Genomic DNA, 15,031 nt, shown 5'->3' on the forward strand with positions numbered 1-15,031 from the left:
AAATCCGAATCTACGACGGTAGAGGCTTCACTAAAACTCAATTCGTCGGACAGACTCCTAGGATCTCGTTCGTTCTGATCGGTTTTGAGCCACTCGTCGATCAGCAGTAGAATCCGTTCTACCGTAGTGGGAGGCTTCTCTCTCTTCAAGTTTTTTTCACTGTGTTCCGTGAGATTCCGAGCTTCTGTGCGGTTTCCCGTTGGGAGAGCCCTTCACGCTCGATGCAGTGTTTGATAAGATGGAATTGAGCCACAATAGCAAAGAAAGCTCGGGGACGTTTTTTTAGGAACCGTCAGATCGCTTCTCTCGATTTTCAACAACAGCAGATGGACAAATTCCATTCAATGCCTGGATCTACAGGGTTGACAATGGAAATACTAATCGAACTTCGGTTCCCTCTGTCGAACTCTGGATATGCATTCTTCCGCCTATTTTCCGGGTCATGATTTCACAATAACTCAATCCAAAACCGAGCGCTTCTTCTTTCGTCGTGAAAAACGGTTCTTTGACACGAGGTAATATGTCCGCTGCGATTCCTTCTCCATTGTCCGAAATAATGAATTCCACCGTCTCATCGGATATCCGAACGAGAAATCCTACAATTCCATTAGATCCGCACGCTTCGCATGCATTGCGGCAAACGGCAGTGATTATTTCCTCCAACCTAAGTTCCTCGGTCAATACCTGTCCATTTTGACCAGAAAACTCGCGAATGAGCGCCTCGTAACCAAGGATGCTCTTTCCGGGGAACCTATAGATGGGCTGGAACACATGATAAAAATCGTTTTGTACGAGCAATTGTTCAATATTAGGCATCAACGGCTACTTCCTTTGCTAGAGAATCAAAATAAGAAGCTACCCCGAATTGGAGCAGCTTTGAGCTTGGAAGCAACAAATTCCTCCCAGCTACTATAGACAAAATCCTTCGGCCCCATATTTCAAAGGGTTTGTGTTATCGTTTGTACGATCTCGAAAGAAGATAGGCCTTAGGACTTACAGATAAACTCCATCCTTCCTAATGAATCTCCGCTATTTACGACAGAATCCTTCTTTATACCCAATTATTCGCCAAAAAAACGCCGACTCCTCCCGAACATGCGTTCTTGCAACCCTATTTTTACTGAGTAAATAACCCGCTGTGGATGACGGCTGTAAGGAATTTGAGCATCGGTGTTTGCTTCAGGCGGGTGAATAAGAAACTAAGCGTTTGGGTAAAATATTTTCTGTTGCTTTAAGGAACTTAATCAAACAGGGAGAACAAGTATGCACCGATCTGCTATTTCATTCTTAGATCAAAAACGTGTGCAACCTAAGCAATGCAGAAATTGCATATGGGGTTGTTGGGACGGTTTGAAACAGTATTGTCCTAGACAAACTTGTGTAAAAGATCATTTCTGAGATACAAGTTCAGTTTGGGAATTTGCCTTTCTGAATGGGGGAGGATAACAAATCGAATTATGACTAGGCCGGTTCCTGTAAAGAAAAAGAATCGGCTCTTACACAATTATTCAACTTTTGCATTGACGTCGCCAGGTAAAGTGTTGATAGCAGCAAATGCTTCTGGACTAACGACAGAAAGGGTGTTATTGTGGGGAGCTAATTCATTTAATCCGGTAGTCAAGTTAGGATTTTCTGGAATGGAAATGGGCAGATCACCATCATTACCAACGATATGACGATCAGCGCGGAAGAACTAAGTAGCGTATACATTATTCTTCAAATGGGTCAAACAGCATCTGCACATCAAGCGGTTGTATGGTATCAGCGCTAATGCCGTCAACACGCAAATCAGCATCGCGATGATCTCCTACTGCCTTCTCTTGCTCTTGCAGCGTAAAGTGGCGTATCGCGGAAAACTGCTGCTCATGGTGTACAAACTCGTGCAACATCCAATACGGCAACTGGGTTTCACATTTTGTCCGAATGGATCTTGGCTTCTCCTATGACCAACCGCCCGGTGAGGAGGAGTTATTCGGGAAATTGCCCGCGACTCTGCTGCTCACTTGTACGTCCTTCTTAATCCTTATCGCGGTTCCGCTCGGCATGTCGTCCGCTATATACCGTAACCGATGGATTGACCGATTCAGCCGTTTCGTCGCCATCGTCGGCGCTTCCGTCCCTAGCTTCTGGCTAACGGGTTCCGTTTTGAGGTTGAAAACATTAAATGACAAGCCGAATGGCGTGCAAATTGACAACCAATTTGACACGCCATTTTTCTTTTATCATTAAGGGTTTTTTGATTATTTCGCTCAAAATGACACTACAATGTATATACGTTTGGAATTATGGAAACAATTTATGTATAATGTCATATTAGATGTCAATTGATTGTCATTTCATGCGTCAATTTGGATGCCAATTTAAAATAGGAGGTTGCTCGATGGATTTGTTCCTCAAACCAAAGCCTAGACTTGGCAGTAAGGCAACCTGGGTTGTTTCTGACCGAGCAAAGGCTATTGTGAAATATTACGCTCAATACACTGGCTACACCGAAGATGAAGTTGTAGACCAAGTATTGTCGAAATTGAAAGATGACCCAGAGTTTATCAAATGGATAAAAGATAAGAGACGTAACAAACGTGCAATGGCACAAATCTTCTCGGATACCGAAGCGGAGGAAAGCACCGTTGGCTAAATTAAAAAGGTTAGCAACCACAGAAGATAATATCGTTACGGTTGAACGACCGATAACGGATAGCGAAATACATTCGCGGCGGTCTGGCGATTATTTCCTGCTAACGCCGTTAAAATTTGCAAATAAATACCGCGATGTTTTATTTAGACCTGTGAATGTTCATTGGAATGATAAGATATATCAGATTCAAATGAACACCTGTACTGACCCTTTTTGTAAATGGTTTGGCTTACCTCAACAAAGATTTGAAACCGTTAAAAATAAACCGAGCAGGTACAAATTGATCGGGAGTCTAAAACATGGCAGCCAGTCGATAGTATGCAACCCTGACCCGATTCGAACAGGAGTTGGGATGACTTGGGATAGCACCACACAACCATTATCCAATTGGTCTATTGCGGAGGAAATCGCCCGTCTCGCGGCGGTCGATAGCGTTCAGGATTGGGAGCCTGAGTATCAATTCCATCGGGAAGCTTGCTCGAATGCTAGCCTTACTCCATTCGTTAGTCCGAAGGATTTTTATAAACAAGGAAAAAGCAGTAGCAATTCGCAAAAATGGCAATGCAAGGCTTGCAAAAAGATAACAAATGTACTGCCGTCACAGAGAGAATCTTTTGGATACCATCAGAAACGAAATGATGTGCTACTCTCTCTCGCCCTATGCCTTTTGAACCGAACTCCAGTTAAAAGAACTTGTGAAATACTCCAAATAGGTTCCGAAACGTATTACAGTAAATTGGAGTGGCTTTACAAAAGATGCTTGGAGTTTCTTGAACGGCACGAAACCAAAGCGTTTGCAAAAAAGAAATTCGATGTCATGTGGCTGAATACGGACAAAATGATTTATTACTTGAACAATGTCCGTAAGCGAGGTCAAGGCAATCTTCGGTACGACGACCTGGAAGATAGGCATTTCGCAACTCATATCGTTGTCACCAGTGATGTTCATTCCCGATACGTATTCAGGTCTGACGTTGCCTATGATTGGAACATAGGCATGGATGACATCGAAAATGATACAAAATTATATAAAGAAGACCATCTGAACGAGTTTGCAAGGAAAAATGCAAGGTTAAGATTTTCTTTTGCTCCTCAGCCGCCTACCGACAACGATACTCAGACCCAATACGAATACCGCGAAGAACTGAATGAATTCAACCGCAGGAAAAAATATATTGATGGTCTTCATGTGAATTCGACATATACGACCATTGCTCACTTGTGGTGGATAAAACAAATGGTGCAAGCTGATGAATGGAGATTTGTCACCGACGAGGACTATTCGATTATGACAGCTCTCTACCGCGTGTTCGCTAAAGAGATTCGTCTATTCGCGGCACATCATTTCCTATGCAAAATTGACCGAAGAAAAAGCCGACGGGATGCGTTCATGGAGAGCCAAAAAGCAAGAGAGCAACTTGTTGCTTGGGGACGAAGTAACGGATACTTCAAAGATTCCGCTTCTAAACTTGCATACTTGAAGTTGACCGAATTGTTCAAAACACACACATTTCATCAGATGGTCAGCGTAGTTGGCAAAAATTATCCCAAATGGGCAAAGACTCCGATTGAACACCCTTTGCCTACTGCCGACCAGGGAATTCGTTATGTAGACTGCACCACCGATTTATCCGCATATGAACCTAAAGATATTGCCAATATGATACTCCAAGTAAACGACAAAGCGGTCAACGCTTTCTTGCAACAAATACGTCGGAGGATATCTATTTTGGAAAGACCGCTTGTAACAGCGAGAGGCGAAGGCAAGAGTTACATCTATGCCAACTTCAATCCTAAATACGCTCAATACGCACAAACGATTCTTCGCACCTTTTATAACTTCTGCATGCCATTCAAATCGTATGATGGAACAAAAGCCACCCCCGCTCAACGAATCGGGATTACAGACCACCAGTTCACAATAAAAGATATCATTTACTTTAGATAAAGCTAGGGTTCCCTTGGCTTTAATTTTTTTCAAAGAAAACAACTTTTAGTGGTAAAATAAGTTAAATGAATGGAACATTTAGTGGAGATGAAACGTCTAACAAATAGAGATCCGATTGTATGGAGGTGGTATTTGTGAAAAAAATTATCCTGTTAATTGCATTTATGCTCATTTTGGTTGCGTGTTCAAATTCGGTCATTCCTCTCCCTCCTGAAGCGAAGGAATCCAAAACTGCTTGTCCCGAAGAAATACTTCATTTGGGCGGAACGTGCTACTCGATTCCCAAATCACACAATGATACAGTAGCTTGGTACGAAGATAAAGCCAAAAAAGAGGGTTGGACGTTCAATATGACTACTGACGATGAACCTTTCTCCTTTATTTTGACCACAAAAGATAAGAAGGCAACATTGACGTTTTATAGGCAAACTGATGAGAAAAGCACAGGCATCTTGATAAAATATTGACGCTGAAAAAGGCATGGTCAAAAGACCACGCCTTTTTTGTTAATCCAACGTGCATTTAATTGACAATTTACTTGTCAAATTGTGTGACATTTGGACGCTTTCCACCTCAAAACGGAACCCGTTAGCTTCTGGCTGGGGCTTCTTTTCATTGAGAGCCTGTCAGTACGGTCCCGGTTGCTTCCATCAATAGGTACTGGTTCGATTCTGCACCTATTCTGCACCTATTCCTTTCTTCGCTGACGTTGGGGTTGACGATGGCGGCTGTTTATGTTCGGCTTATTCGCACCCAGTCTTATCGAAAGCTTGGGTCAGGAGTTCATCCGGGGAGCTCGGGCAAGAGGGATAAACAGTAAACGCATTTTGATACTCTACGCTTTTCGTCACTGCCTGACCCCTGTCATCAATATGTTTGTCGTCAGCTTAGGGAGCTTGCTGAGCGCGGCGGGTATTAATCTGCTGGTTGATTTGTCATGCCGTTATCTCAATCCTGAAATTCGGCTGAAAGGGGAGACAAGCCTTCGCCCGAATCAGCGGGTTAGGTCCCATTCGCATCGTCAGCATTGGTAGAATGGCTCAAGACCTTACAATGATACGCTAGGAGGGAACCAGATAATTCGTCGAAACAAATCGCAACTGCTGCGGCACTTTATATTCGTATACGCTTTGGTTGTCTCGTAACCTTATCCGCCTGCGGAGTAGGAAAACCGAATGATCTGAATGTTAAAGTTGCCGACTTTACGTTTACGAATCAGGACGGGGAACCGTTCGGACTGGCGGATTCGAAAGATAAGGTTTGGGTCGCCTATTTTACATTTACGCATTGCACAACCGTTCGCCGAACTGCAGCAAATGATGAAAAATGTCGGGATCAAGGCAGAAATTGTATCCTGCACCTTTCGCGTCTCTTTTCAAAAAGCGGTTTTATTATAAATATCGAGCCCCTGAAACCAAAAGCAAAAAGGCGATTCCGAAACATAACCACGTCAGCCATTTATCCTGTCGGTCAAATAAGTTCATGGCATTTTCCCTTTCACATAATCCGCATTGAACAAAAACAGACGCAACAGCAAGATCAACGCCGGTAGCAACAGCAGCAGTCCCGCCGCGAATGAGGCAACCAATGCGCGTCCCATCACCGGGTTCGTCACACCGCCAGTGACGGTCAAGACGGGATAAAGCAGATACGGCAGATGCGATTGTCCGTAACCGAAAAAAGCGAAGGCGAATTGGGCCATCACCAGAATAAACGCCAAGCCGAATCTTTGTCTGCGCCAGATGAGCCGCATCGCCATCGCAAAACAAACGAGAGACATGCCGAACATCCACCATACATCCAGCGTGTTCAGAAAATGTTCGAGGTTATGGTTTCGCAGTGCCATAAACGTAAACAGACTGGAAATGATGGTCGGGATACCTGCCCAAAGCGCAAAACGACGAAGCCACTCTAGTGCTTTTCGGTCCTCGGCATGAGCCGCGTAATACGCAAGGAAAGAAGAACTGATAAAGAGAACGCTTGATATGGCGAGCAAGACGACGGCCCATGAATAGGTGCTGAAAAATAGCTCCTCCATCAACAAATGAATTGAGCGGCCTTCGAAGGATAAAAAACCGCCTTCCGAAATGGTGAACACGGTTGACAGCGCGGCTGGAATCAGCAATCCCGTTGCCCCGTAAGCGAGCAAGTAAAGATTGCTTTTTCTTGCCCCGTAGTTGGCGAAGGCGTAGAAGGATCCCCGAATCGCAAGCAAGATCAGCGCAATACTTCCGGGGATCAGCAAGGCGGTTCCATAGTAGTATGCCGTGTCCGGAAAAAATCCGATAATGCCCACGAAGAAAAAGACGAGAAACACATTCGTGACTTCCCAGACGGGAGATAGATATCGGGAAATTAGCGGCCCGATGATGGATTCAATTCCGATAAGCCTGCCGTAGTACGCGTAAAAACCGGCGCCGAAATCAATGGAAGCAACGATCAAATACCCGTATAAAAACACCCAAAGAACCGTAATTCCAAGCTGTTCCAACGTCATCTTCATGCTCCTTTACAAAATGATGCGTCGTTCCTCCAGTTCCATTTCCGCTGGTTTGTTTCGGAACAGTCGGCCAAGGACGAATAAGCAAATGACGCCAAGCAGTGCATGGAGGGCGGCAAAAAGCCAAAACGTAAACCCAACGTTGGGATTTGTTGTCACCGCGTCCGACACTTTCATGTATCCTCGGATGATCCATGGTTGTCTTCCCACCTCGGCATAAAACCATCCCAATTCAATAGCTAGAAGCGATAAGGGCCCTCCGGCGACGATGCTCGTTAGGATCCAGCGATTATACGCATTCCAACCCTTGACTCTCTTGATAAGCAAAAACAGAATGGGAACGGCCAACAAATAAAAACCGATGCCGACCATCAAATCGAATAAATAGTGCACATACAGCGGAGGCCACTCCTCCGTCGGAAAATCGTTCAATCCCACTACCGTCCCATTCGGGTCGCCTGTGGCAAGGAAACTAAGCCCCCATGGAATCTCAATGGCTCCCGTCACTTCCTTCGTCTCTGGATTCAACTTCCCTCCGACAATCAACGAAACCTCATTGCCGGTTTCGAAATGCCATTCGGCCGCAGCCAGCTTCTCGGGCTGCGCCTCGGCCAGAAATTTGGCGGACCAATCCCCGATCCAGATCGTCGTGGCAGCCAAGATGAGTCCGGCTGCCATGTTCAATTGGATTGACTTTTTGTAATAGTCATCCTTTCTTCCTCTTAACATACCGAAAGCCGCAATCATGGCAAGCAAAAAAGCCGCCGTTACATAAGCGGAAGACAACACATGCGCAACTTTGGAGGGCATGGCCGGATTGAACATCGCCGCAATCGGATCAATATGTATGAAGTTTCCCTGTTCTACTGTAAATCCCTGCGGTGTATTCATAAATGCATTCACCATCGTGATAAATAAAGCCGAGGCGGAGGAGCCGATAACGATGGGAACGGTTAGTAGCCAGTGCAAGTACGGATTTTTGAACCTGTTCCATGTATACAGATAGATACCCAGAAAGATCGCCTCGAAAAAGAATGCGAAAGTTTCCAAAAATAGCGGCAGGCTGATCACATTTCCCGCCAGTCTCATAAATTCGGGCCACAGCAAGCTTAACTGAAGACCGATGCACGTCCCTGTTACCACGCCTACCGCGACGGTGATGACAAAGCCTCGTGTCCACCGCCTTGCCATCAACGTATAGTGAGGATCTTTTTTACGTATGCCTATCCACTCTGCAATCGAAATGAAAATGGGGATGCCCACGCCTACCGTAGCGAACAGAATATGAAAAGCGAGGGTCATTTCCGTTAACCCCCTGCTCCAATCCAGCGTACTCATTTCATGTTCCCCCTACTCCTTGAAGATCCTAACGCTTCAATCAATTAAGGATTAGTATGTCATATCCCGCATGGAAGTATACAGGAACTCCCATTTGCATTTCCAGTCGAAATAAGTGATAGTGCAAAAACAGCTCGAGCATTTTTTCTTTCCGATGAGGTTGTGATAGGGATTGTCCATGAAAGCGAGGGCAAAGTACGGAGGGAAATCGCGGTATGGCCGAGCAAATTAGGTTCGATATTACTGGTTTGACCTGCGCAGGATGTGCTGCGCGAATCGAAAAGGCGCTTGGCAAAATGGAAGGTGTACAGGAGGCGGCGGTCAACTTCGCTGTTGGCCGGGCCTCGGTAAATTATAATTGAAGCTAGCTGCAAATCGGGCAGATCGCCTCAAAAAATGAGTTGCTCAGGTTTGGGGCTCAGATTCATAACGATGCAAACACAGACATGTTCCAGATCCGGCCGGGCGAGCAAGTTCTTGTCGACGGTAAAGTGTTGGAAGGCCGGTCATTAGTCGATGAATCTTCGGTTGCAGGGGAACCGGCGCCGGTGGAAAGGCAAAAGAATGATCGGATTATCAGCGGTTCGATCAATAATAACGGGACCTTAAAAGTTGTCTCTACACGCTCGGGCGATCAATCGACCATTGCCCAAATAGCTCGTCTCATCGAAGAAGCCCAAAATTCAAAAAACGCCAATCCAACGCGCGGCGGATCGAATTGCCGGAATATTCGTGTCCGTTATAGTGCCTAGCGGTTATAACTTTCGCAGCGTAGTTCTTACTCTTTCAGCCGGGTAGCTTTGCCAATGCGCTCGAGAATGCCATTTCCGTGCATGTCATTGCTTGTCCATGCGCCGTTGGTTTGGCTACCGTTCGGGACGCGCCGCAGAGAAAGGAATATTGTTCAGAGAGGGGAAATACATCGAAATCATTCAGGATGCCGATGTTGTTCTTCTTGACAAGACGGGAACGATACGGAGGGAACTCCGAAACTTACCACGAGAATGTAGCTGAAGCCCGCAATGGGTGGGAAGCGATCGAGATGACCGAGCGGTGGATGCCGGATCTTATATTGATGAGAAGCATTAGGTGCAACCGTTGAATACTTGGCGCCGGTCGGCGGTGTTCAGGCTGCGGTGCACATTTATGCAGCCAAGTAATGAAAGACGAATCAGAAAACCGAGGAGCCGATCCTGCGGCTTCTCGGTTTTTTACCGTCGAAACGATGTCCGAAAGGAAGTGACGGGTTGAACAAAGTCAGATTCGTTTTTTGTTTTTGGATTTTGCTCAGTTTCTATATTGTACCTTCAACTGCACAGCTCATGCGTATGTAGGGGTTCTGCCGACATTTTAACAAAAATATTACCCTAAGCCTCAAAACCTTGTCGCCTTAGCGTTTTTTATTACGCTAAGGAAATTGGAATATTGGGTTATGATTTTTTGCGTCCGGTTAACAGCAGTAAAATAAAAGAAATGATGATCATCGAACAAGTCCAAGCCCAAGCCATTGAAGCTTTCCCTGCATCTACCGCAACATAAATTGCAGTAGGTATCGTTTGGGTCTTGCCTGGAATATTCCCCGCAATCATTAAGGTTGCCCCGAATTCACCAAGACTGCGTGCAAATCCGAGGATATATGCGGATACTACTGACCGAAAGGATAAAGGAAGGGTGATGTACCAAAATACTTGCCATTCACTCGCTCCGATTGAACGCCCCGCATCTTCCAAGTCCCGATCAACTGAAGCGAAACCCACCTTCATCGTTTGATAAACAAGCGGAAAGGCTACCACGATTGACGCGATAACAGCAGCCCACCACGAGAATATGATCGGTGCGGAGAACACCCACTCAATAAAACGTCCCGGCCAGCTATTTCGACCGAGCATGACCAAAAGCAAAAAACCTATGACTGTTGGCGGAAGTACAAGAGGCAGCATGAATGCTGTTTCGATAAGCGTTTTTCCTCTATACGATTGCCGGGACATCCACCAAGCAATACTCAAACCTAATACAATTACCAATATGCTTGACAAAAACGCAACTTGCAACGACAGTTGAATCGGAGACCAATATCCATGCCAAGTCATAGTTCGCTACATTCACTTTGAAATGGTAAAACCGTATTTGACGAATACATCCAGGGCTTCTTTCGATTGCAGGTACGTATAGAATTCTTCCGCTTCCTTGCTATGTTTTGTCGCTTTGACAATTCCAATCGGATATTCAACAGGCGTATAGGTTTTCGGATCGATAGAAAAAGCTACTTTTACATTCTTTGAAGTCAAAGCATCAGTTTTATACACGAATCCGGCATCTGCATTTCCCGTTTCCACATATTGAAGCACTTGTCTGACGTCTTTGCCCTGAACCGTTTTGGATTGCAACGTATCCCACAGTTTAGCGTTTGTTAACGCTTCTTTGGCATAGTTTCCAGCTGGCACACTTTCCGGAATGCCGATCGCCACATTCTTTACCTCTGCTTTCGATAAATCCGATACGCTGCCAATCGCTACTTTTCCATTAACCGGAATGACAACTACCAACTCGTTAGTCAACAAATTCTTTTGTTTATTCACATCGATCAATTGCTTATCGACAAGCGCCTTCATGTTTTTGGACGCGGCAGAAAGGAACAGGTCCGCAGGTGCTCCTTGCTCGATTTGCTGTTGCAAGGCCCCGGATGAGCCGAAGTTAAAGTTCAGTTTGATGCTTTTATTCTTTGCTTCGTATGTCTTCTGTATTTCATTAAGCGCATCCGTCAGACTTGCAGCCGCCGAAACGGTCAATTCAATGGTTTCCGCCGTTTTCGAGCTTGCTTTGCTCGTGTTGGTTGACTGTGTCGGGACCGGACTATTTGCAGCCGATTTTTGTTCCGAGCCGCAGCTTGCGAATACAAAAGCCATCGAAGCAACCAATAACAAAACCATACTACTTTTAATGATCTTTAACATTTTCCCACTCCCATATAATGATTAATAATAAATAAATAAATTTAGATATGATTATACATAATGCCTAATCATATTGTAAACTTGATTCATCATCTTTTTATGTTTGGTTGTGTTAAAATAATAAGGCGGATATGAATGCAAACAAGGAGGATCTTGATGTCCGACAATATCTCTTATACGACCGAAGAAATTGCCAAACTTCTTAAAATATCCAAGCTTACAGTCTATGACTTAATCAAAAAAGGTGAGTTGCCCTCTTATCGGGTTGGCAAGCAAATGCGAGTGGACGCGATCGACTTGGAGGCCTACAAACAACGGACTAAAGGGATCAAGATTGCCGCTCGACCAATCGTTGTCGATCCTCTTGTACCATTCAATCCATCAGCCTCCACAAATGGACTCCGACCAATTGTGATAACCGGGCAGGATATTAGCCTGGATGTTTTAGCGAATCATATTGAGAAAACCATCTCTGGCGTTCGTCCGTTGCGTTCCTTTGTCGGGAGCCTAGACAGCTTGATTTCCATGTACCGCGGCGAATCCGACATCGTAAGCACTCATCTTCTGGACGGTGATACTGGAGAGTACAATCTCCCATACATCCGCAAGTTGCTTGTCGGGTCATCATATCTGGTTGTGAACTTGCTTTTACGTTGGGCCGGGTTTTATGTACAGCAAGGCAATCCTCATCAAATCAGGGGTTGGAACGATCTGAAGCGTCAGGGTATACGGCTTGCAAACCGTGAAAAAGGTTCGGGAGCCCGTGTTTTGCTTGACGAACAACTACGTCTTCACGGTATTCAACCTAATCAAATCCAAGGTTATGCTTCTGAAGAATCCAATCATCTGGGAGTAGCCGGGAAAGTGTCTTCGGGCGAAGCGGATGTCGGCGTAGGTATTGAAAAAGCTGCTTCGATTGTCAGCAATGTCGAGTTTATTCCCCTGATTCAAGAAAGATACGACCTCGTCATGATGAGAAAGCCAGCGAATCGAATTTGGATTGAACATGTGATCCAAATTTTGAAATCCGATGCATTTCAGAATGAGCTACGAGCAATTCCCGGGTACGACTTGTCACTGACAGGGCAGGTTTTGTATGAAACCTAAACATGAAAATTCGGCCCAAAAAGTGATACACCCCTTTCCATTTGACGGGAAGGAGTGTATCACTTTTTGTATATATCACCGCGAGAATCGATAGCGCGTATGTAAACGACTCTCTCGTCGTGATTAATTTCGAAGAGGATTCGTAATGTACCAACACGCAGCCGATAAAGGCCGACATAGCCTTTCATTTGAAGGAAGCAATAGAGCAGGTGCTATGGCGTCTGTTCTTATTCCTGCAGAGTGCCGTTAAAAAGCGGCTCTACAACTGCTTTTTCACAAATCGAATCTTTTGACCGGTAAAGCGAGAAATTCAATGAAACCCCTCATTGTAGCCTATAGGCGGTGGCGTTTGTTTGTAGCGGTTATAGAATTAGCCTATAAGCTACAGTTCAGAGGTAAAATAATGAACAAAGAAGTGTTGGCGTTTGGCAGGGTCATTCAGAAACAACGAAAGCTCTTAAAAATGACACAGGAAGAGTTGGCCTATAGGTCGTCTCTCAATCGCACATTCATCAGCTATGTGGAGAATGGCAGGAAGATTGCAAGTATCGTGAGTCTGTTTGCTTTTGCGAGAGGATTGCATATTCCGGCAGCTGATTTGATTCGGCAGGTCGAAGATGAACTGAATCGGCTTTCAGACCGTTAAAGCCGTAATCACGAACAATGAGTCTGCTGCGAGCGTAAGCAATGTTACTGTCAGCAACGCGTTCTTCACATTTCGGATCTCGTCCCGCACTTCCTGTAAGGTCACTTTCCCATTTTTACACGCTTTTTTGATTTGCCGGACGTGGATGAAACCGGACAGAAGACAAATCGCATAAAGTTCAAGAAATAGTAGCGCCTTGTTCAACAAGAAAGTGGACAAAGGCATATCCGACAAATAGTACAAATCTCCTATCAGCATACAAGCCTCCTTTCCCAGATGTTTGGAAATCGCAATTATAGTGAGATGTGACTATCGAAGTCAACGAAAGGAAGCCGATCATTATTACCTGAAAACAACGAGGTTGCCTTTATTAGAAGAGTTGCCTTCATGTTGCGCTTGCCGTGCAGGCACCGAATGAAACAAAGTAGGATTTCAGTTATGGACATGGAATTTTAGTCCCGGGATAATAGGCATAGATTTCATTCCGAAATATTTGAATTTTTGGAACATATATGATAGAATCGTCCTATACAATCATGTCGATCAACCAGGAAAAAAGGCAAACCTGCTCGAAAGACAGGGACGCAAAGCCACGGATCTAATGCATGAAAGCATGCGATGACCGCCGGGTTACCCTATCGACAGCAACGGGACACTGCCGCCGTAGGGTAGTGTCTTTTTGCATTCGCAAAAGGAGGCGGACATCATCATACTAGGGAGGTGGGATGGAATACACAACTCATAACGGCGCCCGTTCGACATCTGCCGTCAATTAATTGACCGATGACAGCATTTTTTTTCCGCTTTTTCGATTATTATCGATATGACGAGGGCTTCAAAGCCGGTTTTGCGTAGAATGATATGGTTATCAATCGTATTGAGGTGCAATTCCACATCGAAAGGGAGTGCCGGATTATGATTTCATTTTGGATGCCGTTGCTGGATCGTTATTTGTTGCATCAGCTTCACCGGAAAAGGAGCAGGGATTCGCAATATGCGTATGACTTCATGTCACCTATTTCTGTCGATATCGCTGGACTGCAAGCAAATTATGCGACGCCTGAGGTGCCGCACATTCATTGGACGCGTTCGGATGAACGCGGGAATTACGAATGGGGCCGATATGCATTCGACAGCGAAATATCGTCCGGCCACCGGAACAACGATGTGGCTTCCGGTAGGTATTATGCCGGTCGAACGAAGGAAGCGAAGGAGCATGTAATATTTGTGCATGGCTGGCGAATGGACGGGCTGGACCGCATCAAAGAGTTGTTTTTGCCCGGATTTATGAATCGTGGGGCGGACATGTACTTTTTTACGCTCCCGTATCATTTCGAGCGGTCGCCCGAGGAAGCGCTTTACGGCGGTGAATATATGGTCAGCGCCAACATCGATCGCACGCTGCTGGCAGTTAAGCAAGCGGTTTCGGATTTGCGGGCGCTGATTCGCTGGATCAAAGAGCGGAAAGGCGGACGTGTCATTCTGATCGGAATCAGTTTGGGGGGATTTGTAACGAATTTGACCGGAGTAATCGAGGAGCGGATCGATCTGCTCATTTCGGTTATGTATGCGAATCGGCTGGCCTATTCCGTATGGAAGACGATACCGGGGAAATATATCCGTGAGGATTTGGAGCGGCACGGTTTTACATACGAGCAATTGGAATCGTGCTGGGCGATCACGGATCCAAGCCGGTTTGAGCCAGTTATTCCAAAAGATCGTATTCTGCTTCTGTCAGGCCGTTATGACCGGTATGTGCTGGAAGAAGATGCGGCCCGCCTTTGGGAATCGTGGGACAAACCCAAAAGAATCGTGTACGCTAGCGGTCATGCGGGCATCGTTCTGAAGAGAAGGCAAATCGCCGAAGATGTGCTGTCGTTTGTGTCCTCCCGATTGTCCTAGC

At 45.5% G+C, this 15,031-nt stretch carries 17 protein-coding genes, 2 pseudogenes and 1 riboswitch; of the genes and pseudogenes, 11 read left to right on the plus strand and 8 right to left on the minus strand.

Annotated features, from left to right (window positions below):
• Nucleotides 1–145 precede the first annotated feature (145 nt).
• From ACFFK0_RS15305 to ACFFK0_RS15315, 3 genes are all read right to left on the minus strand, one after another.
• Nucleotides 146–253 (minus strand): helix-turn-helix domain-containing protein, encoded by a 108-nt coding sequence (locus tag ACFFK0_RS15305; protein WP_377471134.1) that lies wholly within the window; start codon nt 251–253, stop codon nt 146–148.
• A gap of 101 nt (nt 254–354) precedes the next feature.
• Entirely contained in the window at nt 355–816 is a 462-nt protein-coding gene (locus ACFFK0_RS15310; protein ID WP_377471135.1) for an ATP-binding protein, read from the minus strand.
• An 893-nt stretch (nt 817–1,709) separates the two neighbouring features.
• The gene (locus ACFFK0_RS15315; protein ID WP_377471136.1) at nt 1,710–1,901 is read right to left on the minus strand and encodes a hypothetical protein; all 192 of its coding nucleotides are present in this window, start codon (nt 1,899–1,901) and stop codon (nt 1,710–1,712) included.
• Nucleotides 1,902–1,923: 22 nt separating this feature from the next.
• Here ACFFK0_RS15315 and ACFFK0_RS15320 point away from each other — a divergent pair, with 22 nt between their 5' ends.
• The 6 genes and pseudogenes from ACFFK0_RS15320 (at nt 1,924) to ACFFK0_RS15345 (ending at nt 6,135) form a co-directional block, all read left to right on the plus strand.
• Complete coding sequence (locus ACFFK0_RS15320) at nt 1,924–2,229, plus strand: ABC transporter permease subunit (RefSeq protein ID WP_377471137.1); 306 nt, start codon at nt 1,924–1,926, stop codon at nt 2,227–2,229.
• 151 nt (nt 2,230–2,380) lie between these two features.
• Nucleotides 2,381–2,635, plus strand: a complete 255-nt coding sequence (locus ACFFK0_RS15325) for a hypothetical protein (RefSeq protein WP_377471138.1) — start codon at nt 2,381–2,383, stop codon at nt 2,633–2,635.
• Nucleotides 2,628–4,583 carry an insertion element protein gene (locus tag ACFFK0_RS15330; protein WP_377471139.1) on the plus strand — a complete coding sequence of 652 codons (1,956 nt, stop codon included), beginning with the start codon at nt 2,628–2,630 and terminating at the stop codon, nt 4,581–4,583. Before ACFFK0_RS15325 ends, ACFFK0_RS15330 begins: the two co-directional genes overlap by 8 nt.
• Before the next feature lie 134 nt (nt 4,584–4,717).
• Nucleotides 4,718–5,050, plus strand: a complete 333-nt coding sequence (locus ACFFK0_RS15335) for a hypothetical protein (protein WP_377471140.1) — start codon at nt 4,718–4,720, stop codon at nt 5,048–5,050.
• A gap of 123 nt (nt 5,051–5,173) precedes the next feature.
• A pseudogene (locus ACFFK0_RS15340) lies at nt 5,174–5,617 on the plus strand (ABC transporter permease subunit); the annotation flags it as partial.
• Between the two features lie 146 nt (nt 5,618–5,763).
• A complete protein-coding gene (locus ACFFK0_RS15345; protein WP_377471176.1) occupies nt 5,764–6,135 on the plus strand; it encodes an SCO family protein in 372 nt (123 codons plus the stop codon).
• Here ACFFK0_RS15345 and ACFFK0_RS15350 read toward each other — a convergent pair.
• Together ACFFK0_RS15350 and ACFFK0_RS15355 are read right to left on the minus strand one after the other, a co-directional pair.
• Nucleotides 6,064–7,080 (minus strand): cytochrome d ubiquinol oxidase subunit II, encoded by a 1,017-nt coding sequence (locus ACFFK0_RS15350; RefSeq protein ID WP_377471141.1) that lies wholly within the window; start codon nt 7,078–7,080, stop codon nt 6,064–6,066. The genes ACFFK0_RS15345 and ACFFK0_RS15350 overlap by 72 nt on opposite strands.
• A gap of 12 nt (nt 7,081–7,092) precedes the next feature.
• Nucleotides 7,093–8,421 (minus strand): cytochrome ubiquinol oxidase subunit I, encoded by a 1,329-nt coding sequence (locus ACFFK0_RS15355; protein WP_377471142.1) that lies wholly within the window; start codon nt 8,419–8,421, stop codon nt 7,093–7,095.
• Nucleotides 8,422–8,636: 215 nt separating this feature from the next.
• On the opposite strand from ACFFK0_RS15355, the gene ACFFK0_RS15360 reads away from it, so the two are divergent.
• The gene (locus ACFFK0_RS15360; RefSeq protein WP_377471143.1) at nt 8,637–8,783 is read left to right on the plus strand and encodes a cation transporter; all 147 of its coding nucleotides are present in this window, start codon (nt 8,637–8,639) and stop codon (nt 8,781–8,783) included.
• Between the two features lie 84 nt (nt 8,784–8,867).
• Nucleotides 8,868–9,173: a P-type ATPase actuator domain-containing protein gene (locus ACFFK0_RS15365; RefSeq protein WP_377471144.1), complete on the plus strand. Its 306-nt coding sequence runs from the start codon at nt 8,868–8,870 to the stop codon at nt 9,171–9,173.
• Nucleotides 9,174–9,851: 678 nt separating this feature from the next.
• On the opposite strand, the gene modB is transcribed toward ACFFK0_RS15365, so the two are convergent.
• Together modB and modA are read right to left on the minus strand one after the other, a co-directional pair.
• On the minus strand, nt 9,852–10,511 hold the full coding sequence (modB, locus tag ACFFK0_RS15370) for a molybdate ABC transporter permease subunit (protein WP_377471146.1): 660 nt from the start codon (nt 10,509–10,511) through the stop codon (nt 9,852–9,854).
• Nucleotides 10,512–10,523: 12 nt separating this feature from the next.
• Nucleotides 10,524–11,375: a molybdate ABC transporter substrate-binding protein gene (gene modA / locus ACFFK0_RS15375; RefSeq protein ID WP_377471147.1), complete on the minus strand. Its 852-nt coding sequence runs from the start codon at nt 11,373–11,375 to the stop codon at nt 10,524–10,526.
• Nucleotides 11,376–11,531: 156 nt separating this feature from the next.
• Here modA and ACFFK0_RS15380 point away from each other — a divergent pair, with 156 nt between their 5' ends.
• The gene (locus tag ACFFK0_RS15380) at nt 11,532–12,482 is read left to right on the plus strand and encodes a substrate-binding domain-containing protein (protein ID WP_377471148.1); all 951 of its coding nucleotides are present in this window, start codon (nt 11,532–11,534) and stop codon (nt 12,480–12,482) included.
• Between the two features lie 59 nt (nt 12,483–12,541).
• Here the strand turns inward: ACFFK0_RS15380 and ACFFK0_RS15385 are convergent.
• A pseudogene (locus ACFFK0_RS15385) lies at nt 12,542–12,670 on the minus strand (type II toxin-antitoxin system RelE family toxin); the annotation flags it as partial.
• A gap of 215 nt (nt 12,671–12,885) precedes the next feature.
• Here ACFFK0_RS15385 and ACFFK0_RS15390 point away from each other — a divergent pair.
• Both ACFFK0_RS15390 and ACFFK0_RS15395 read left to right on the plus strand, forming a co-directional pair.
• Nucleotides 12,886–13,128, plus strand: coding sequence for a helix-turn-helix domain-containing protein (locus ACFFK0_RS15390; RefSeq protein WP_377471149.1), 243 nt, complete (start codon nt 12,886–12,888; stop codon nt 13,126–13,128).
• Nucleotides 13,129–13,676: 548 nt separating this feature from the next.
• A riboswitch (cyclic di-GMP riboswitch) is annotated at nt 13,677–13,766 on the plus strand.
• Nucleotides 13,767–14,058: 292 nt separating this feature from the next.
• Nucleotides 14,059–15,030: an alpha/beta hydrolase gene (locus ACFFK0_RS15395; RefSeq protein ID WP_377471177.1), complete on the plus strand. Its 972-nt coding sequence runs from the start codon at nt 14,059–14,061 to the stop codon at nt 15,028–15,030.
• Nucleotide 15,031: the final 1 nt, after the last annotated feature.

Source organism: Paenibacillus chartarius (assembly GCF_042432825.1).
In the GTDB taxonomy this organism is placed as follows: Bacteria; Bacillota; Bacilli; order Paenibacillales; family NBRC-103111; genus Gordoniibacillus; species Gordoniibacillus chartarius.